Origin of the sequence: Streptomyces noursei (assembly GCF_016917755.1) — a bacterium.
Taxonomy (GTDB): domain Bacteria; phylum Actinomycetota; class Actinomycetes; order Streptomycetales; family Streptomycetaceae; genus Streptomyces; species Streptomyces yunnanensis.
In genome coordinates this window covers 5267323-5286141 of the sequence record NZ_CP070326.1, presented here as the reverse complement: position 1 = coordinate 5286141, position 18819 = coordinate 5267323, and the positions used below count along the sequence as shown (strand labels likewise).

The window sequence follows — 18819 nt, the reverse complement described above, 5'->3', positions numbered from 1 at the left end:
TGTTGCGCAGAGCCCGGACGGGACGGGCGGGGCGGAGGGGGCGGAGGGGAGGGACGGGGGCTCATCGAGCACTCCTGCTGAAGTCGTTCCGGTCATACGGGTCATGCGGCGCCTGCCGGGCCTGCGGGTCTTCCGCGACGCGCGCCTCGGTCGCCTCGGGGCCCTCCGCCGCCCGCCGCTCGCGCTCCGGGAACACCCAGGCGCGGAAGAGCAGGAAGCGCAGCACCGTGGCCGCGAGGTTGGCGGCCACCAGCACCGTCAGCTCGCTGGCGTGCGAGGGGTTGACGGTGGCGGCGTCGAGGGCCGCCAGCGAACCGCTGGTCAGCGCCAGTCCGATGGCGAAGACCACCAGGCCCTGCGCCTGATGGCGGACCGCCCGCTCCCGCCCCCGCACCCCGAAGGTCAGCCGCCGGTTCGCGGCCGTGTTGGCCAGGGCCGACACCAACAGGGCCGCGGCGTTGGACACCTGGGGGCCGACGCCCAGCCGGCAGAGGGAGTAGAGGCCGAGGTAGAGCAGCGTGCTGAGCGCCCCGACGACGGCGAACCCGACGACCTGCCGGGCCAGCCCGCCCGGCACCCCGGAGAGCTGCCGGTCCCGGGGATCGTCACCGAACGGCCGGGCGAGCCGGTCCAGCGGCAGCGCGCCGGTCGCCAGCGCCCGCCCCACCCGCCAGACGCCCTTGAGGTCGTCGGTCGCGGTCCGCACCAGGTGCACGGTGCTGTGGGGGTCGTCCACCCAGTCCACCGGCACCTCGTGGATGCGCAGCCCGGCGCGCTCGGCCAGCACCAGCATCTCGGTGTCGAAGAACCAGCCGGTGTCCTCGACCAGCGGCAGCAACCGGCTCGCGACATCGCCGCGGATCGCCTTGAAGCCGCACTGCGCGTCGGAGAAGCGCGCGGCGAGCGAGCCCCGCAGGATGAGGTTGTAGCTGCGGGAGATGAACTCGCGCTTGGGCCCGCGGACCACCCGGGCGCTCCGGCTGAGCCGGGACCCGATCGCCAGGTCCGAATGCCCGGAGATCAGGGGCGCCACCAACGGCAGCAGCGCGTTGAGGTCGGTGGACAGATCGACGTCCATATAGGCCAGCACCGGCGCCTCGGACAGCGACCACACCGTGCGCAGCGCCCGCCCGCGCCCCTTCTGCTCCAGCCGCACGGCGGTGACGTGGTCCATCCCGTCGTCCAGCCGGGCGGCGATCCGGGGCGTGTCGTCGGTGCTCGCGTTGTCCGCGATGGTGATCCGGAACCCGTAGGGGAAGGTGCGGGTCAGGTGGTCGTGCAGCCGGCGCACACAGGACTCCAGGTCCTTCTCCTCGTTGTAGACGGGGATCACGACATCGAGGACGGTCTCGATCTGGCCGAGGCGCAGATGCTCACGTGGTGGCAGGGAACCCAGCGGCGTCGAGGTCGGGGTCGGCGGAGGCGTCGTCATGCCCACGACGTTCGCCAACCGGCCTGTCACGGCCGTGTGGTGAAGCTGTGGGCCGCCTGTGAGTCGGTACGGGCGGACGGGCCCGGCCCCCCGTGCCCGCCCGGGCTACCGGCGCCCCGCCTCCGGCAGCGTCACCGTGAACACCGTCCGCCCCGGCCCGCTCGCCACCGCGACCGTCCCGCCGTGCGCGGCCACCACCGCCTCCACGATGGCCAGCCCCAGCCCCGTACTGCCGCCGCTCCCCGCGGCCCGTGAACGGGATGCGTCGCCCCGCGCGAACCGTTCGAAGACGTGCGGCAGCAGCGCGGCCGGGATGCCCGGCCCGTCGTCCTGGACCTCCAACTCGACCGCGTCGCCCGTGCCGCCGCCGGGCACGGCCCCCGGGCCGCCCCCGCGCGCCCGTCGCACCGCCTGGACCCGGGCCGTCACCGTCGTCCCCTGTGGTGTGTGCGTCCGCGCGTTGGCCAGCAGGTTGACCAGGACCTGGTGCAGCCGGTCGGCGTCCCCGCGGACCAGCGCGGGCGCGTCCGCGTCCGGCAGTTCCAGGCGCCAGCGGTGCCCGGGCCCGGCCGCCCGCGCGTCGCTCACCGCGTCCACCACCAGCGGCGAGAGGTCGACCGTGGCGTAGGAGAGCGGGCGCCCGGAGTCGAGCCGGGCGAGCAGCAGCAGGTCCTCCACCAGACCGGTCATCCGCTCCGCCTCGGACTCGATCCGCCCCAGCGCGTGCCGGGTCTGCGGACCGGGCCGCTCCGTCCCGCGCCGGGTCAGCTCGGCATAGCCCCGTATCGACGCCAACGGGGTGCGCAGCTCGTGACTGGCGTCGGCGACGAAGCGCCGCACCCGCGTCTCGCTCTCCTGCCGCGCCGAGAGCGCCGAGCCGACGTGCCCCAGCATCCGGTTGAGCGCCGCCCCGACCTGCCCCACCTCCGTACGGGCGTCGGCCTCGGCCGCCGGGACGCGCACGTGCAGCGCCACCTCGCCCTGGTGGAGCGGGAGTTCGGAGACCCGGGTCGCGGTCGCGGCGACCCGCCGCAGCGGGCGCAGCGCGATCTCGACCATGGCCGAGCCCGCGATCCCGGCCGCCACCAGCCCGGCCAGCGTCACACAGCACTCGATGAGCACCAGCCGGCCGACCGTGTCGTCCACCTCGTTCTGCGGCATCCCCAGCACCAGCGCGCCGTCCTCGGCGTACCGCACCCGGTACGAGCCGAGCCCGGGCAGATCCGCGCTGTGCGCCTCGCCGTCCCGGGACACCGCGGCCAGCGCCGCGAGCTGGTCCGCGGTCAACGAGGTCAGCCGCTCGGACGGCACCCGGCTCTTCAGACGGTTCAGCCGCGCACCGGAATCGAGCCTGCCGTCCGGAGCGATCCGCGCCCCCACCGTCCCGGGAGGCTGGCCGGGCATGGCGACGAACTCCAGCCCGCGGTCCCGCATCGGGTCGTGCGGCCACGGCCCCACCGCGCGCCCGATGCCGTCGACCAGCCGGTGGTCCAACTGCCCCTGGAGATACGAATGCAGCGCGATCGCGGTGACCGTGCTGATCACCGCTGCCACGACGGCGATCAGCGCCACCGCCGACACCACGAGCCGGGTGCGCAGCGTCCAGCGCCGCCGCGCCCGCCCGCCAGCACCCGAACCGGAACCGGCCCCGGAAGCCGAACCCGGAACCGGAACCGAAACCGAACCGCCGCTGGAGACCGCACCGGCCCCGGCGGCCTCCGCGCCACCCCCGGCGGCCGCACGGTCGCCGCCGGCACCCGTCACCGACCCGCCGGCACCCGCCACGGACGCGGAAGACCCCACAACCCGCTACCCGGCCGGCTTGATCAGATAGCCCGCACCCCGCCGGGTGTGGATCATCGGCTGCCGCCCGACGTCGATCTTCCGCCTCAGGTACGAGATATACAGTTCGACGACATTGGCCTGCCCCCCGAAGTCATAGCTCCACACCCGGTCCAGAATCTGCGTCTTGCTCAGCACCCGCCGCGGATTCCGCATCAGATACCGCAGCAGCTCGAACTCCGTGGCGGTCAGATGGATGTCCTGGCCGTCCCGCCACACCTCGTGACTGTCCTCGTCCAGCACCAGGTCGCCCACGGTCAGCAGCGACTCGCTGCGCACCGCGGCCGCGCCCGCCCGCCGCAGCAGCCCGCGCAGCCGGGCCACCACCTCCTCCAGGCTGAACGGCTTGGTGACATAGTCGTCGCCGCCCGCCGTCAGCCCGGCGATCCGGTCCTCGACCGCGTCCTTGGCGGTCAGGAACAGCACCGGCACGTCCGGCAGTTCGTTCCGCAGCCGGCCCAGGACGGTCAGCCCGTCCATGTCCGGCAGCATCACATCGAGCACCACCGCGTCCGGCCGCCAGCTCCTGGCGCAGCGCAGCGCGCCCGCGCCGTCGCCCTCCGCCCGGATGTCCCACCCCTCGTAACGCAACGCCAGCGACAGCAGGTCCGCGAGCGCGGACTCGTCATCCACGACCAGCACCCGCACGGGACTGCCGTCGGCCCGCGACAACTCCGGCTGTTTGCCCGGCCCCTGGCCGGGTGCCCTGCCGGACGCCCCACCGGTCGCCCCCCTGGAGGACGGGCCCGAGGCCGGCGCACGGTTCGAAGCTGAGGACGTCGACGAAGTCACGGTCATGGCAGGCAGCCTGACCTGGCCCTCTGAAAGCTCCCTTGCCGGTTTCTGTGAATCTCCTGAGAATCTCCCCTCCCTTCGGTCAAGACCTCAACCGCCCCACGGGCCCCACCGGCCGCCATCCGCTCGACACCGGGCCCCACGGGCGGACACCACACCCCTCACGACCGGTCTGGACCGCCCCCCGCGCGGCCCAGACCGATCACCATGTCCTCAGCATGACACCCCCCACTGACAATCCCTCTGACCTGCACTTTCACCGGATTCAACGGCACCGACGACACCTCCCCCGGCCCTTCTTCAGCCCTTCCTCGGCCCTTCCTCGGCCCTCTCCCGGCCCTCCCCTGAATGCCACTCCCGCCCCACCACCCCACCCCGTAACGTCACCCCCATGACCCGACTCCTGGCCCTCTCCGGCAGCCTCCGCGCCCGCTCCTCCAACGGCGCCGTCCTGCGCTCCGCCCTGGAACTCTTCGACGGCCCCACCGCCACCGCGGACATCGGCGCGCTGCCGCACTTCAACCCCGACCTGGACGGCGAGGACGCCACCCCGCCCGCCCCCGTCGCCGCCCTGCGCACCGCCGTCGCCACGGCCGACGCGGTGCTCCTCGTCAGCCCGGAGTACGCGCACGGCGTCCCCGGCGTCCTCAAGAACGCCCTCGACTGGCTGGTCAGCAGCGGCGAATGCGTCGACAAGCCGATCGCCGTGATCACCGCCTCCCCGTTCCCCACCGGCGGCGACCACGCCAACGCCCAACTCCGCGAAACCCTGCGCATGATGACCGGCAACGTCATCGCGGACGCCTGCCGCGAGATCCCCGCCATCGGCCCGAAGATCGACCCCGGCACCGAACGCGTCACCGACGAGCCCACCCTCGCCGACCTCCGCACGGCCATGGCTCACCTGGCCGCCGCGGCCACCAGCACCACCGCGTAGCCGGAACGGAACGGCCCCCACCGGCTCGCCCCGCCCCCCCGCACACCACCAGCCGTCCGGCCCCTCCCCCTCCGGCCTCGGCTACCCCACCCCGAACAGCCGCGCCCCGTTCCCGTAACAGACGGCCCGCAACCACTCCTCCCCCAACTCCAGCCGCGCCAGCACCTCCAGCGCATGCGCGTACCCGTACGGGATGTTGGGGAAGTCGCTCCCGAACAGCACCCGGTCGCCCACGTCCAGCAGACGCCCCCGCTCCGCTCTCGGGAACGGCGCGGCCTGCTCGACGAAGTCCGTCAAGGCCATCGTGGTGTCCAGGCAGACCCGCGGATACCGCGCCGCCAACTCCAGGAAGTCGACGTACTCCGGCATCCCCATGTGCGCGACGACCAGCCGCAGCCGGGGGTGCCGGGCCAGCACCCGGGCGATCGGCTCCGGCCCGGTGTGCTTGCCCGGAACCGGCCCCGAACCGCAGTGGGCGACCACCGGAACCCCGGCCTCCGCCAGCACGCCCCACACCGGGTCCAGCACCGGGTCCGCCGGGTCGTACCCGCCCACCTGCACATGCGCCTTGAAGATCCGTGCGCCACCGGCGAGTTCCTCCGCCACGTACGCGGCGACGCCGTCCTCCGGGAAGAACGTCGCGGTCCGCAGGCAGTCCGGCGTACGGGCCGCAAAGTCCGCCGCCCAGCCGTTCAGCCAGCGCGCCATACCGGGCTTGTGCGGATAGATCATCGAGGTGAACGCCCGCACCCCGAAGCCCCGCAACACCGCCAGCCGCTCGTCCTCCTCGAAGCGGTAGGCGATCGGCCAGTGCCGCCCCACCAGCGGCCCGGCGGCGTCGAAATACGCCCACACCTTCGCCATCACCCGCTCGGGCATGAAGTGCGTGTGCACATCGATCAGCCCCGGCAGCCCCAGCCCCCGCCAGAACTCCCCGACCCGCCCGTCCCCGACCCCGACCCCGTCCACCGCCACGAGCCCGCTCACGCACCCTCCCGCACTTCCGCTCGCCCGCCGCCACCCGCACGGACTCCCGCGCCGATCCGCCCCCGCCGGCCCTCGCTCACCGACTGCCGCGCGGACGCCCCGAGAACACCTCCCGGCCCATGCACCACACAACCCCCACCCCGCCCGCAGAACAACCCCCGCCGCGGACGAACCCCCGCCGCGGACGAACCCCCGCCTCAGAACAGCCCCTCCTGCTCCGCTCCCCGCTCGTCGTCCCCCGCCACGGGCCACCGCACCGGCGCCGTCGTCACCCGCCCCCGGGCCGCCCCCAGCACCCAGCCCGACAGCAACCGCGCATCCAGGACGGCAACCACCCCGCCCGCGCCGCCCTCGGCCGAGGCACCCCGCGCACCGCCGGACCCGCTCCCGCCCCCGCCACCGCTCCGCAGTCGCAGATAGACATCCGCCCCCACCCCGGCCACGACCTCCCCCACGATCTCCGCCCCGGCCGTCAGCCCACCCAGCTCGGCGACCTCGCCCACCGCCGGAATCCGCGCCAGCCCGAACAGCTCCGTATGGTCCACGCACGCGAACGCCACCGGCTCCAACGTCTCCGGCCACCCCGCCAACCCCCGTGCCACCCGATGCAGTTCGCCCACCTCGGCGACCCGCTCCGGCACCGGCGGCAGCGCCCCGCGCGCCGCCCGCTTCGCCTCCTTCGCGAACCGGTCCGGCACCCCCAGCGCGCTCCCCAACAGCGCCTCCGCCCGCCGCGCCGCCATCAGCGGCCCGCGCCCCAGCCAGGCGTACGCCACCGCCCCCTGCTCCACCAGCCGCGCCGCCCCGCGCTCCGCCGCCGTGATCCCCACCTTCACCAGCCCGGGCCCGAAGTACGCCAGATAGACGCCGTACGGACGCGGATCATCGGCCATGGTGTCCGCCGCCACCGACCGCGACCGGTCCAGTTGCGCACACCGCGGGCACTGGTCCTTCACCCCCTCGCCCTCCAGCACCGCGCCATACGGGCAGACGATCCACCGCCCGGCCCGCCGCACCCCCAGGCACCGACGCTCCCCGACCGCCCCGAACGCCAGCGCCCGCCCCGGCGGCAACGGACTCACCCGCTCGGCGCCCCGCTCCGCGCAGTACCAACCGAGCCGCTGCCCCAAGGCACCCGGCTCACCGCCCGACCACCGCGGTCCCGTACATCGCCACACACCGTCAGCGTACGACCGCCCACCGACAACGCCCCTGCCACCAGCCAAGAGCTCCCGCCCGCCGCACCTCCCGGCCCGCACACCTCCGCGAACGGGGCCGCTGAGCGGTCACGGGGCCTCCCGGCGCCGGTAGACGATCCACCCGCAGCACGCGAGGTCGACGGTGTACCCGCCGAACACCGTGACGGCCACTCCGGGCAGGAGATCACTGCCGATCAGCGCCCCGACGAAACCGTCGGCCGCGCCCTCCCCCTACCGCTATCGCCGCCCTGGCCGCCGCGAACGGAAGCCCACTCGGCACCTCGCCCACACCGGGGATCCGCTCCACCGCCAGGCCGACGATCCGCTCGACGAACAGCGGCCACAGGCTGAGGGCCGGGGCCGGCACCACCCGGCTGCGGAACAGCGCGGCCAGGCCCGCGGCCAGTACGGGCAGCGCGGCCATGACCGCCAGATAGCACGACAGCGGTGGCAACCCGGCCGCCCAGCCCGGCTGCACGGTCCCCACCACGGCGAAGCGCCACGGCGCCCGTTCCCGCGCTCACCGCCAGGCTGAGTACCGTCGCCACCAGGGAACCGGTCACCCGACCACATCAGTGCAGACACAACTGATCACCGACAGCGGGGACTTGTGGCCGCCGTATCGATCAACGCCCTGACCTGCTGCTGAGCCGCTGGCAGTTGTCGTCGTTGGGCGCTTGCACTGCCCAGAGACGCCCTGAGAGGGCGCTTACTCGTGTGCCGCCAACTCGCTGCTGGCTGTCCCATGCTGGTTCTCTTCGGCTCCTTCGCGGGAAGTATGTCAGCGCCGCATCTAAGCCCGGCCTGAGATGAAATGATGGTCCCAGCCGTGGACTAACTGACTTGGAGTGAGCGCGAAATGACCCTGCAGGACGAGATCGAAGCCGGTCGCTCGACGGTCAAAGCAGATGCCTACGCAATGTCCATCGGTGAGATCGTAAATCTGTATCGCGATCGCGAATTGGTGATCCGTCCGGAGTTCCAACGCCTCTTTCGGTGGACGCCACCGAAGAAGTCGCGACTGATTGAAAGCATCCTCTTGGGAATCCCACTTCCTTCGATCTTCGTCATGCAGAGGCATGACGGAGTCTGGGAAGTGATCGATGGACTTCAAAGGCTTTCGACGATTCTTGAGTTCATGGGCGAACTGAGAGACGAGGAGAAGGGCGAGCTGCTCCCGCCGAGTCAGCTCCAGGGAACTCGCTACCTTCCCTCCTTGGAAGGTTTGAGCTTCGAAGGTACAGAAGAGGGAGCTAGTCTAACCCCAGGCCAGAGGGTCTCCCTCAAGAGGAGCAAGCTCGACTTCAAGATTCTCTTGCCTGAAAGCGACGAGAAGGCCAAGTATGAGCTCTTTGATCGCCTCAACTCTGGCGGCGAGGTGCCCTCGGCTCAAGAAGTCAGGAACTGCCAGCTCATCATGCGGAACCGCGACTTCTTCCTTTGGCTTGAGGAACTACGGAATGACCCCGACTTCAATGCCTGCGCGCTAATCTCCAGCCGCGCCGCCGAGGAGCAGTATGATCTTGAACTCGTCTGTCGATTCCTGAGCCTTATCTCTAGCACCCTTCACGAACTGAAGGATATGGAGAGTGTCGACCTCTTCCTGACGGAGAAGATGCTCGGATTGGCGAGCAGTGAAAGCTTTGATCGGGCAAGCTGGGGAAAGGTGTTCCGCGACGCGTTTTCTCTTCTTGCCGAGGCCCTGGAGGCCGATACTTTCAGGCGCTATGACAGTTCGAAGGGGCGATTCCTGGGAGGATTCTCGGTCTCCGCATTTGAAGCCATTTCGGTCGGAGTCGCAAGCAACTTGGAGGCCTGGGCGCGCGTACCCGAGAAAGATCGAGCGGAGGCGCTCCGGGGGCGGGTCGAGAATATGTGGTCAGAGACCTTCTTCCGCTCACAGGCCCGTGGAGGCGTGCGCGGGACGACACGCATCCCTGTGACTATTCCTGCCGCCAAGGAATTCTTCCGCCCCTGAGGTCGCTAAAATGAAAATTCGTACGACCGAAGGTCTTTACGACTACATTTCAGCAGACTTGAGCTGGAGGAAGAAGGAACTTACCGTCTTCAAGGGGCAGGTCGAGAGAGCTGAATTCGGCATTCGTCCGGCGCTACTTCGCGCTTCCATCGCTCTCCTTTATGCACACTGGGAAGGGTTCATAAAGAACTGTGCACATGCCTACCTGTGCTACCTCGCTTCCCTCAAGTTGACTTACCTGCAACTGCGTCCAGAGCTGGCCGCTCTGGCAATGCGTGCACGACTCGAAGAATTCGAGACAACGAACAGATCGTTCATGCATGCGACTCTCATTCGAGATATTCGTGAAGATGCGTCGTCTCGCGCCAAGATTCCCACTGGTCGGGATGCGGTCAGGACCCTCTCGAATCTGAACTATGATCGACTCTGCGACATCCTATGTTCAGTGGGGTGTGACTTTACTAGATATGCCCCCTATGAAGACCTAATCGATGAGCAGCTACTTGCCGCTCGGAACAGGATCGCCCACGGAGAGGAGGACTACATAAGACTCACCGACTGGGATGACGTTAGGGAAGAAATCATCAAGATGATGGATGATATTTCAAATCAGATTCTGAACTCTGCGACACAAAAGAGTTATTTGGCGGAACGGGATCCCCAACGCTAGTGATCTCAGGCAAGGTCGGCGGAGCGGCTTTGGGCTCTGGGCCTGCCCGTAGTGCCCGATCTCGGGCATGATAATAGAGGCCCGCGCCAAAGTGGCTGCCTAAAGCCGTGGAGCCGACTGCCCCAGCCACGGCTTACCACTTCTCTGGCATCAAGCGGCTGACCGTTGAGCGCGCGGGGCGGGCGCCGGCGGGGCTGGAACGGGGCGGAGGCAGGCACGCAGGCCCGGACGGGGGCCCGGCCGTATGCGAGCCGCCTTCGCCCCCGTAGAGAAAGTCGTTACTCAGTAAGGCGTGGGGTCTTCCGGTCACAGCATGAACTTCTCCGTGCAGGCAGCGAGTTCGCCCGCCTCCCGGTGGGCCAGGCCGAGGAAGAGCGCGGGTCGGACAGTCCACCGATGCGGGTGCCTTCATGGTCGCCAACTGCAGGACGAGCACCGGCGCCACGAGATGGTCACCCAACTCCCGCCTTGGCCAAGATGGCTCCGTCGTCGCCGCAGGACAGCCACGGCCTGATCTGCACGACGAAGTACGGCACCCCGATCGAGCCGGGGAACCTGACCCGCATGTTCGCCCTATGGGCTCGTCGCGCCGAGCTCCGGGGCATCCCTCTGGGGAGCACCCAGCACAAATGCAGCTCGCTCTTGGTCGCCCTGAAGGTCCACCCGAAGGTAGCGCAGCGGACCCTGCGGCACTCGCAGATCGCGATGGCGGCCTACGCCGAAGCGGGCGAAGAATAAGTCCGCAAGGCATTGCCCAAGGCTCTCCGGCGCCGTGGACGGTATAGCGGGACCGGCACCGGCGCCACCACCGACTAGCCCCGTTGCTGTACTTCGCTGCTGTACCGCACGACAAAGCCCCCGTCCGGATTACCCGGCGGGGGCTTTGACCTGCTGTGCGCTCGGCAGGATTCGAACCTGCAACCTTCTGATCCGTAGTCAGATGCTCTATCCGTTAAGCTACGAGCGCTTGGCTTTCCGGCGGTTTTTCTTGCCGGTCGGCGTTGCGGGAACAACATTACATGACCTGCGCCGTTAGGCGAAATCCGATAGCCACACCCGCTCTGACCTGCGAAAACGCCCCTGCGCCCGGGTGTGGGGGGTCAGGCCGGCCAGGGGGAGTCTTCGATGATCTGGACGAAGTTCGGGCGGGTGTAGTCCGCTTCGAAGCGGTCCAGGACGTCCGCCTCGACGTGGCCGGCCGGGGTGGTGCCCAGGTGCTCACGGAAGAGCCGGGTCAGATGGCGGGGGCTGAGGCCGGCGCGGGCGGCCAGCGCGGTGTTGGAGTGGTCGGCGGCCGGGTCGGCGGCGATCGCGTCCAGGAGGGCGCGCAGCGCGTCGTGGCGGGGCCGCGGTGTGCGGGCGGGCACCGAGAACTGTGACTGGCCGCCCGGCCGCTGCATGAAGACCACCAGGTCGCGGGCGACCTCGCGGGCCAGGTCGGGGCCCTCGTCGGCCTCCACGAGGGCCAGGGCGAGGTCGATGCCGGCGGAGACCCCGGCGGAGGTGAAGAGGTCGCCGTCCCGGACGTAGAGGGCGTCCGGGTCGACGGTGAGGGTGGGGTGTCGGGCGGCGAGGGCGGCGGTGTGGCGCCAGTGGGTGGTGGCCCGCCGCCCGTCCAGCAGCCCGGCCCCGGCCAGGGCGAACGCCCCGGCGCGGACGGACGCGACCCGGCGGGAACGGCCGGCGGGGGCGCGGACGGAGTCCAGCAGGCCGGGCGGGAATCAGCCCTCGGTGAGTTCCTCGGCCCCGGGGACGAGGACGGTGTCCACGGGGTCGGCGGTGTCCGGCACCGCCGCGTCGACCGCCAGGCGGGTGCCCGAGGCGGTGGTGACGGACCGGCCGTCGGGCGAGCAGATGTGGATCTCGTAGCGGCCACCGAGGCGGGCGGCGGCGCTGAAGACCTCCAACGGGCCGGTGACGTCCAGCAGTCGGGCGCCCTCGAAGGCCAGCATCACGATGCGGCGGGGAGCGGGGCCGCGCCTCCCGGACGCGGACCGGGGCGGCGGCGTCGACCTCGGCAGGGGCATGACGATCAGCGTAGGGCGGCGGAGGTGGGGAGGAAGGGAGGGGAGGAAGGGAGGGGAGGGGAACGGAGGGCGAGCCACGGGGGCCGAGGTGGCCCGGGCCGGCCGGGGTGGGCCGTGGCAGTCGTGGCAGCCGGGGAAACAGATCGGGCCCGGTCGTGATGACCGGGCCCGGGTGTTACGCAGGAGCGGAGGCGGAGGGATTTGAACCCTCGATGGGCGTTAAAACCCAAACCGCATTAGCAGTGCGGCGCCATAGACCGGACTAGGCGACGCCTCCACACACCTCACACGCGCGAACGCGATGTGGCGTGGACAGATGATGACACAGCTCCAGGGCCTGTCACCAATCGCCCCCTACGGTACTAGGCCCGTGGCCTACCCGGCAAAGACGTTCCTGCGGCGCAACGTCGGGGGCGGCGACGCGTTAAAGAGACGGGGCGGCACCGGTGCTCATGTGTCGTGCGCCCCCGGTGCGTACGGATCGCGTACCGCCGTCCGTCCCGTCCGGGCCCCACCGCCCGCACTCGCCCCCCAGGAGCCCGTGATGTCCCGTCGCCGGATCCCGTCCCGGTCGCTGTCGCTGTTCGCCGCCGCCGCGGCAGCCCTGTGCGCGGTCCCCGCGCTCGTCGCGGCGCCGGCCGCCGCGGCCGCCCCGCTCCCGCTGCCGTACCACCACGACGTCCTGCCGTACCTGGGCCACCTGGCGCCCGATGCCGCCGCGCACCGGCCGGCCGGGCGGCGCGGGGACCACCTCACGATCACCGTCCGCCACTCCGGTGCGGGCCGGACGGACGGCACGTTCGAGCTGTACTGCCACCCGCGCGGCGGGAACCACCTCGACGCCCGGCACGCCTGCGACCGGCTGGACCGGATGACGCGGTGGGGCAAGGACCTGTTCGCCCCCGTGCCGCAGGGCGCGCAGTGCACGATGATGTACGGCGGTCCGGCGCAGGCGCACGTCACCGGGACCTGGTCCGGGCGCCGGGTCAACGCGGACTTCCAGCGCACCAACGGGTGTGAGATCGAACGCTGGGGCCGCTTCGAACCCATGCTCCCCAAGACCGTTTCCTGACCCGGTTCGTGCCGCAGTAGCGCGCCAGGTCAGGACGAGTGGGCACATGTCGGGCGTGCGGTGAGTCGCGTCGGGCCGCAGCATTGCCGGGGCGTCATCCGCCTCCGCGTCCCCGGCATGTGCCCGTAGACTCCATCCCAGCGATCCGCCATGGTGGGTCGGCAAGGTGCGGTAACAGGGAGGAAGCGTCTCGTGAGCAGCAGGCCATCCCGAGGCGCTGCTCGCCTCGCAGCCATACTGGACGCCCTCCCCGACGCGTTGCTGCTCGTCAACTGCAACGGCACCGTCGTGAACGCCAACGCCATCGCCCTGGAGATGTTCCAGGCCCCGGGCACGGCCCTGGTCGGCCGGGGTCTGCTCGACCTGTTGCCGACCTTCGACTCCAAGCGGATCCCCGGTTCCATGCGGCGCCGCGACGAGGAGGTCGAGGGCCGGACGAAGCCGACGCGGATGATCGCGCGGCGCACCGACGGCAACGAGCTGCTGGTCGAGGTGACCAGCGCCAATCTGGAGGACGGCCGCACCCCGTACGAGTCCGCCTTCGAGGCCGCGTACGCCGACCACCGCGGCTACACCGGCGACGAGCTGCTGATGCTCGTGGTGCGCGATCTGACCGGGACGGTGGACACCGAGACCGAGCTGGCGCGCCAGCAGCGGCAGACGGAGATGATCCTGCGGGCCGCGGCGGAGGGCGTGGTCGGCGTCGATTCCGAGGGCCGGGTGGTCCTCGTCAACCCGTCCGCGGCGCAGATCCTCGGGTACCGGGCGAGCGAGTTGGGCGGCAAGGAGCTGCACCCGCTGATCCACCACTCGCGGCCGGACGGCTCGGCGCTGCCCTGGGAGGACACCCCGCTCGCCGACACCCTCAAGTCCGGCCGCAAGCACCGGGTGCGCGGGCAGGTGCTGTGGTCCAAGGACGGCCGCCCGGTCGCCGTCGATCTGACCACGGCGCCGGTGCGGGACGGCGACCAGTTGGTGGGCGCGGTGATGACGTTCACCGACCGGCGGCCGTACGACGCGCTGGAGGCCCGGCACACCCAGCTGCTGGCCGTCCTGGGGCAGTCGCTGCGCGGGCCGCTCACGGAGCTGAGCGGCGAACTGGGCACCCTGGCCTCCGACCCGGCGGGCCAGTTGTGGCCCGAGGCGAACCAGATGCTGCACCACCTGGCGGCCGGCCACGCCCGGATGACGACGCTGGTCGACAACGTACTCAGCTACCAGCGGCTGGACTCCGGCAAGGAGAAGCTCAACCGCACCAAGGTGTCGCTGGACAAGGTGGTGGCGGCCGGTGTGGAGGGCGCGGTCGAGCTGATCGGGCCGGGCCGGGCGCAGTTCGCGGTGCACGCGCCGCCGATAGCGGCCCTGGTCGACGCGGAGCGGCTGGCGCAGGCGCTGTCGCATCTGATCGCGGACGTCGCCGGGGTGGACTCCACCGGCCGGCAGACTGCTGGTGACGGCACCGCCGGGCCGGGCGGGCGTCCGGTGCCCGGCGACTCGACGATCGTGGTGGCCGCGGCCAAGCGCGGCGAGGTGGTGCGCATCGAGGTGCGCGGGCCGTTCGGCGGCGGCGATCCGGTGCACGGGCCGATCGTCCGCGGGATCGTGCGGATGCACGACGGGTTGATCCAGACGCATGCGGTGCCGGGCGGTTCCGGCGCGACCGGCAGCGCGTACGTGCTGGAACTTCCGGTGCTGATCGACGAACCGGAGCCGGAGCCCGAGGAGCCGGCGGCCGAGGAGGCCGAGACCCCGGACGGCGAGGCGAAGGCCGACGGGGACGGCGCCGCCGCGGGCGGTCCGGGCACGGACGGCGGCGGGCGGCCCGGCGCCGCGGAGACCGCCTCGGGTGCGGAGACGAAGAACGGTACGGCCGGCGCGCAGCCGACCGGGCGACGGCGGGCCCGGCACTCGGGCGCGGCGCCGGCCGTCGCGGCGGACGGCACCCAGGGCGCGGGGCTGCCGGCGGACGCCGAGGCGGCGCCGCCGAGCGGCCGTCGCCGGGCGCGGCCGGCGCCGGAGGGCTCGGCGCTGCCCGCGCTGCCGTCCGGAGCCGGTGACGGGGCTCCGGCCGGCAATCCGGCGCAGGGTCTGACGCCCGCGGTGAGCCCGGCGCTCGGGCCGGTGCCGCCGCAGGGCCAGTTGCAGGGCCAGCCGCAGGGACGGCAGGCGGGGCCGCCGCAGGGACAGCAGCTCGCGGTGCGTGCGCAGGGTCCGGTGCCGGCCGGTGGCCGGCGGGCCCGGCGGGCGCTGGCCGAGGCGCCCGAGCGGGCCGGCGAGCCGGACACGGCTGGTGCCGCCGCCCAGCCGCCGGCCGCACCGCGCTCGGCGTTCGCGCTGCCGCCCGCCGCGGCGGACCGGGCGCCGCAGCCGGCGACCGCGCAGCCGGCGCTGCCCGCGATCGCCGGCGGGATGCCCGTCGCGCCGGAGGGCGGACCGCAGGACGCGGCCGGTACGGGGCGGCGCCGGGCGCGCCGTCCGGTGGCCACCGGCCCCGAGCCGACCCCCGAGACCCCGGCCGGGCAGCCGGCCGAGACGCCCGACTCCCCCGAGGCGCAAGGCACTTGGGACGCCGAGCCGACCGGCCGGCGGCGCGCGCGGCGGGCCGCCGCCGAGGAGCGGGCGGCCGCGGCGATGGCCGATGCCGAGGCGTCCGGCACGTTCGTCGCGGGCCCCGAGGGCCTGGTCGCCCAGCCGGCCGGGCCGACGGATCAGGACGCGCCGGCCGAGGCGACCGGCACGGCCACCGGCAGCGCGCCCGGGATCGCCGGCGCCGCCGCCACCGCCCCGGTCACGCCCACCGGCCGCCGCCGGGGCCGCCCCAGCCCCGCCGAGGAGACCGCGGCCGGCCCGGCCGCCGGCCCCGCGCAGGGCGGGCCGGTGCCGCCGCAGGGCGTCGCCGTGCCCCCGCAGACCCGGCAGCCGCTGCCGCCCGTCGAGGACGACGGGCACACCGCCGGGCGGGCGTTCAGCGTGCGCACGCTCGGCCAGGGGGTGCCGTTCGCCCAGCAGTTGGCCGACCCGAAGCGTCCGGTGCCGCAGCCGGGCGTCCCCGCCCAGGGCGGCACCGCCACGCCGCCGGGCGGCACCGCCACGGGTTCGGGCCGCCGCCGCAAGCTCGCCGCGCCCCCGCCGGAGGGCGAGCGCGGCACCCCCGCCGAGGCCGCGACGTCCGGTGCCCTGCCGCCGCAGGCCGCCGGGCCGCAGCCGCCCGCGCGGGCCAAGCAACCGGGCCCGCAGCCGCACCTCATGGACGCCGGCGAGGGCCGGACGTTCGCCGTCTCCGCGCCCGACGAGGGCAGCGAGGGGCCCGAGCCGCTGGACGGGCCGAACGGCGCGATCGAGGTGATGGAGCGTCAGCGACCGCCGATGGACGACGAGTTGCCGCCGGAGCCGCTGGACAATCCGCGCCGGCTGCTGGTCTGGCCGGCGCCCGACGTCGCCACCCAGCAGGCGCTCAGCGACCGCGGCTACCGCCCGGTGATCGTCAACTCCCGCGAGGAGGTGGACGCGCAGATCGCCGCGTATCCGGCGGCGCTCTTCGTGGACCCGCTGACCGGTCCGATCACCCGCACCGCGCTCCAGTCACTGCGCCAGGCCGCCGGCGCCGCCGAGGTGCCCGTGCTGGTCACCGCCGGTCTGGGGCAGGCGACGCGGGAGGCCGCGTACGGCGCCGATCCGGCCGTGCTGCTCAAGGCGCTCGCCCCGCGGGACGGCGAGGACCAGCCGCCGCGGGTGCTGCTCATCGAGCAGAACGACGCCGTCGCGGGCGCGCTGACCGCGTCGCTGGAGCGGCGCGGCATGCAGGTGGGCCGGGCCGGCGCGGACACCGACGCGGTCGCTCTGGCGACGCAGCTGCGGCCCAACCTCGTCGTGATGGACCTGATGCAGGTGCGGCGCCGCCGGGCCGGCATCGTGGACTGGCTGCGCGCCAACGGGCTGCTGGACCGCACCCCGCTGGTCGTCTACACCGCCGCCGACCTGGATCCGACCCAGCTGCCGGGGCTCGTCACCGGGGAGAGCGTGCTGTTCCTGGCGGAGCGCTCCACCAGCGCCGAGGTGCAGGGCCGGATCGTGGACCTGCTGGCGAAGATCGGGACGAACTGACGGACCGGGCCTGCCCGGCTCCGGTTCACCGGACGGGCCCCAGGGTTCACCGGACGGGCCCCGGGGTTCACCGGGCGAGGACCTGCGGGTGGGCCCGGGCGGGCCCACCCCTCGGGGTCAGCTCAGCAGCGTCACGTCCAGCTCGCCGTCCGCGTACTGGCGCCGCAGCACCTTCTTGTCGAACTTGCCGACGCTCGTCTTCGGCACCGACGGGATCACCGCCCACCGCTCCGGCAGCTGCCAGCGCGCGATCCGCTCGCCGAGGAACGCCCGCAGCTCCTCGTAGGTGATCGCCGAACCGTCGGTCAACACCACGGTGGCCAGCGGCCGTTCGCCCCACTTCTCGTCCGGCACGGCCACCACCGCGGCCTCGGCGACGCCCGGGTGGGCCATCAGGTGGTTCTCCAGCTCGACCGACGAGATCCACTCGCCGCCCGACTTGATGACGTCCTTGGCCCGGTCGGTCAGGGTCAGATAGCCGTCCGGCGTGATCGTGCCGACGTCGCCGGTGCGCAGCCAGCCGTCGGGGCTGAACTTGTCCTCCGGGCGCAGCAGCGCGCCCTGCGCGCCGCCGTAGTAGGCGCCCGCGATCCACGGGCCGCGCACCTCCAGCTCGCCCGCCGCGGTGCCGTCCCAGGGCAGTTCCTCGCCGGCCGGGCCGATCAGCCGGGCCTCGACGGAGGCCGGGAAGCGGCCCTGGGTGGCGCGGTAGGCCCACTCCTCCTCGTCGTCCACCCCGGCCGGCGGGTGGGAGACGCAGCCCAGCGGCGAGGTCTCGGTCATCCCCCAGGCGTGCACCACGCGGATCCCGTGCCGCTCCTGGAAGCCCCGCATCAGGGCCGGCGGGCAGGCCGAGCCGCCGATGACGACGGTGTGCAGACAGGCCACGTCCCGCTTGTGGGCGTCGAGTTCGGCCAGCAGCCCCTGCCAGATGGTCGGTACCGCGGCTCCTATGGTCGGCCGGATCGTCTCGATCATCTCGGCGAGCGGCGCGGGCTGCAGGAAGCGGTCCGGCATCAGCAGCGACGCGCCGGCCATGAACGCCGCGTGCGGCAGTCCCCAGGCGTTGACGTGGAACATGGGCACCAAAGGGGCACAACAGTCTCGCGAGGTGAGCCCGAACGCCTCGCCCGTGTTGACCTGCAAGCAGTGCAGATACATCGAGCGATGCGAGTAGACGACTCCCTTGGGTTCTCCGGTGGTGCCGGAGGTGTAGCACATGGCCGCGGCGGCGCGTTCGTCCAGTTCAGGCCAGTCGTACGACGTCGGGCGGTCGGCGATGAGCTGCTCGTAGTCGTGCACGGCGGCGGTAGCGCCATCGAGCACCGAGCGATCACCGGGGCCACTGACTACCACGTGCTGAACAGTCGGCAGGTGCGGAAGCAGCGGCGCCAGCAGCGGCAGCAGGCTGCCGTCGACGAGGACGACGCGGTCCTCGGCGTGGTTGATGATCCAGGCAAGTTGCTCGGCCGGGAGTCGCAGGTTCAGCGTGTGGAGCACAGCACCCATAGAGGGGATACCGAGGTACGCCTCTAGGTGCTCCGCGTTGTTCCACATGAGGGTTCCAACAATCCCTGACTCGCGCACCCCGAGCGTCTCCCGGAGCGCGTGTGCAAGCTGCGCGGCGCGGGCGCCGACCTCGGCGAAGGTGCGCCGCCGTGGTTCGTTGGCCTCCCCGGTCCAGGTAATGACCTCAGCTCGTCCATGGACGGATGACCCGTGGGTCAAGATCCGTGAGACAAGGAGCGGTACATCCTGCATGGTGCTCTGCATCGG

General features: G+C 72.2%; 13 protein-coding genes, 2 tRNA genes and 2 pseudogenes. 6 read left to right on the top strand and 11 right to left on the bottom strand.

Annotated elements, in window-relative coordinates; all coding sequences use genetic code 11:
• Positions 1 to 61: 61 nt before the first annotated feature.
• The 3 genes from JNO44_RS23390 to JNO44_RS23380 all read right to left on the bottom strand — a co-directional run bounded on the left by JNO44_RS23390 (position 62) and on the right by JNO44_RS23380 (position 4072).
• Positions 62 to 1432, bottom strand: coding sequence for a bifunctional glycosyltransferase family 2/GtrA family protein (locus JNO44_RS23390; RefSeq protein ID WP_205365969.1), 1371 nt, complete (start codon positions 1430 to 1432; stop codon positions 62 to 64).
• Between the two features lie 105 nt (positions 1433 to 1537).
• Entirely contained in the window at positions 1538 to 3016 is a 1479-nt protein-coding gene (locus tag JNO44_RS23385) for a sensor histidine kinase (RefSeq protein ID WP_275695810.1), read from the bottom strand.
• A gap of 225 nt (positions 3017 to 3241) precedes the next feature.
• The gene (locus JNO44_RS23380) at positions 3242 to 4072 is read right to left on the bottom strand and encodes a response regulator transcription factor (protein ID WP_275695766.1); all 831 of its coding nucleotides are present in this window, start codon (positions 4070 to 4072) and stop codon (positions 3242 to 3244) included.
• 388 nt (positions 4073 to 4460) lie between these two features.
• On the opposite strand from JNO44_RS23380, the gene JNO44_RS23375 reads away from it, so the two are divergent.
• Entirely contained in the window at positions 4461 to 5006 is a 546-nt protein-coding gene (locus tag JNO44_RS23375; protein ID WP_205365968.1) for an NADPH-dependent FMN reductase, read from the top strand.
• Between the two features lie 81 nt (positions 5007 to 5087).
• Here JNO44_RS23375 and JNO44_RS23370 read toward each other — a convergent pair whose 3' ends face one another.
• The 3 genes from JNO44_RS23370 to JNO44_RS23360 all read right to left on the bottom strand — a co-directional run bounded on the left by JNO44_RS23370 (position 5088) and on the right by JNO44_RS23360 (position 7670).
• Positions 5088 to 5993, bottom strand: a complete 906-nt coding sequence (locus JNO44_RS23370) for an amidohydrolase family protein (protein WP_240167630.1) — start codon at positions 5991 to 5993, stop codon at positions 5088 to 5090.
• A gap of 197 nt (positions 5994 to 6190) precedes the next feature.
• A complete protein-coding gene (locus JNO44_RS23365; RefSeq protein WP_240167629.1) occupies positions 6191 to 7123 on the bottom strand; it encodes a DUF2797 domain-containing protein in 933 nt (310 codons plus the stop codon).
• Between the two features lie 253 nt (positions 7124 to 7376).
• Positions 7377 to 7670, bottom strand: coding sequence for a hypothetical protein (locus JNO44_RS23360; protein WP_205365966.1), 294 nt, complete (start codon positions 7668 to 7670; stop codon positions 7377 to 7379).
• Between the two features lie 381 nt (positions 7671 to 8051).
• Here JNO44_RS23360 and JNO44_RS23355 point away from each other — a divergent pair, with 381 nt between their 5' ends.
• The 3 genes and pseudogenes from JNO44_RS23355 to JNO44_RS23345 all read left to right on the top strand — a co-directional run.
• Complete coding sequence (locus JNO44_RS23355; RefSeq protein WP_205365965.1) at positions 8052 to 9170, top strand: DUF262 domain-containing protein; 1119 nt, start codon at positions 8052 to 8054, stop codon at positions 9168 to 9170.
• A gap of 10 nt (positions 9171 to 9180) precedes the next feature.
• Positions 9181 to 9840, top strand: coding sequence for an MAE_28990/MAE_18760 family HEPN-like nuclease (locus JNO44_RS23350; protein ID WP_205365964.1), 660 nt, complete (start codon positions 9181 to 9183; stop codon positions 9838 to 9840).
• Between the two features lie 495 nt (positions 9841 to 10335).
• Positions 10336 to 10578: pseudogene (locus JNO44_RS23345) on the top strand (site-specific integrase); the annotation flags it as partial.
• Between the two features lie 156 nt (positions 10579 to 10734).
• On the opposite strand, the gene JNO44_RS23340 reads toward JNO44_RS23345, so the two are convergent.
• From JNO44_RS23340 to JNO44_RS23325, 4 genes and pseudogenes are all read right to left on the bottom strand, one after another.
• Positions 10735 to 10807: transfer RNA gene (locus JNO44_RS23340), tRNA-Arg, on the bottom strand.
• A 133-nt stretch (positions 10808 to 10940) separates the two neighbouring features.
• On the bottom strand, positions 10941 to 11300 hold the full coding sequence (locus JNO44_RS43630; RefSeq protein ID WP_235096245.1) for a helix-turn-helix domain-containing protein: 360 nt from the start codon (positions 11298 to 11300) through the stop codon (positions 10941 to 10943).
• A 6-nt stretch (positions 11301 to 11306) separates the two neighbouring features.
• Positions 11307 to 11792 (bottom strand): annotated as a pseudogene (locus JNO44_RS43625) (DJ-1/PfpI family protein); the annotation flags it as partial.
• Positions 11793 to 12053: 261 nt separating this feature from the next.
• A tRNA-Ser gene (locus JNO44_RS23325) sits at positions 12054 to 12144 on the bottom strand.
• A 267-nt stretch (positions 12145 to 12411) separates the two neighbouring features.
• Between JNO44_RS23325 and JNO44_RS23320 the strand changes: the two genes are divergently transcribed.
• Together JNO44_RS23320 and JNO44_RS23315 are read left to right on the top strand one after the other, a co-directional pair.
• Complete coding sequence (locus JNO44_RS23320) at positions 12412 to 12939, top strand: SSI family serine proteinase inhibitor (RefSeq protein ID WP_205365962.1); 528 nt, start codon at positions 12412 to 12414, stop codon at positions 12937 to 12939.
• 192 nt (positions 12940 to 13131) lie between these two features.
• Positions 13132 to 17043 (top strand): response regulator, encoded by a 3912-nt coding sequence (locus JNO44_RS23315; RefSeq protein WP_205365961.1) that lies wholly within the window; start codon positions 13132 to 13134, stop codon positions 17041 to 17043.
• 117 nt (positions 17044 to 17160) lie between these two features.
• On the opposite strand, the gene JNO44_RS23310 is transcribed toward JNO44_RS23315, so the two are convergent.
• Positions 17161 to 18816, bottom strand: a complete 1656-nt coding sequence (locus tag JNO44_RS23310; RefSeq protein WP_205365960.1) for a long-chain fatty acid--CoA ligase — start codon at positions 18814 to 18816, stop codon at positions 17161 to 17163.
• Positions 18817 to 18819 lie beyond the last annotated feature (3 nt).

What these genes read in the sequence shown, in the direction of transcription:
- JNO44_RS23375 (WP_205365968.1), top strand. Translation starts at nt 4,461, where the DNA reads ATGACCCGACTCCTGGCCCTCTCCGGCAGCCTCCGCGCCCGCTCCTCC.
- JNO44_RS23310 (WP_205365960.1), bottom strand. Translation starts at nt 18,816, where the DNA reads ATGCAGAGCACCATGCAGGATGTACCGCTCCTTGTCTCACGGATCTTG.
- JNO44_RS23390 (WP_205365969.1), bottom strand. Translation starts at nt 1,432, where the DNA reads ATGACGACGCCTCCGCCGACCCCGACCTCGACGCCGCTGGGTTCCCTG.
- JNO44_RS23350 (WP_205365964.1), top strand. Translation starts at nt 9,181, where the DNA reads ATGAAAATTCGTACGACCGAAGGTCTTTACGACTACATTTCAGCAGAC.
- JNO44_RS23320 (WP_205365962.1), top strand. Translation starts at nt 12,412, where the DNA reads ATGTCCCGTCGCCGGATCCCGTCCCGGTCGCTGTCGCTGTTCGCCGCC.
- JNO44_RS23380 (WP_275695766.1), bottom strand. Translation starts at nt 4,072, where the DNA reads ATGACCGTGACTTCGTCGACGTCCTCAGCTTCGAACCGTGCGCCGGCC.
- JNO44_RS23355 (WP_205365965.1), top strand. Translation starts at nt 8,052, where the DNA reads ATGACCCTGCAGGACGAGATCGAAGCCGGTCGCTCGACGGTCAAAGCA.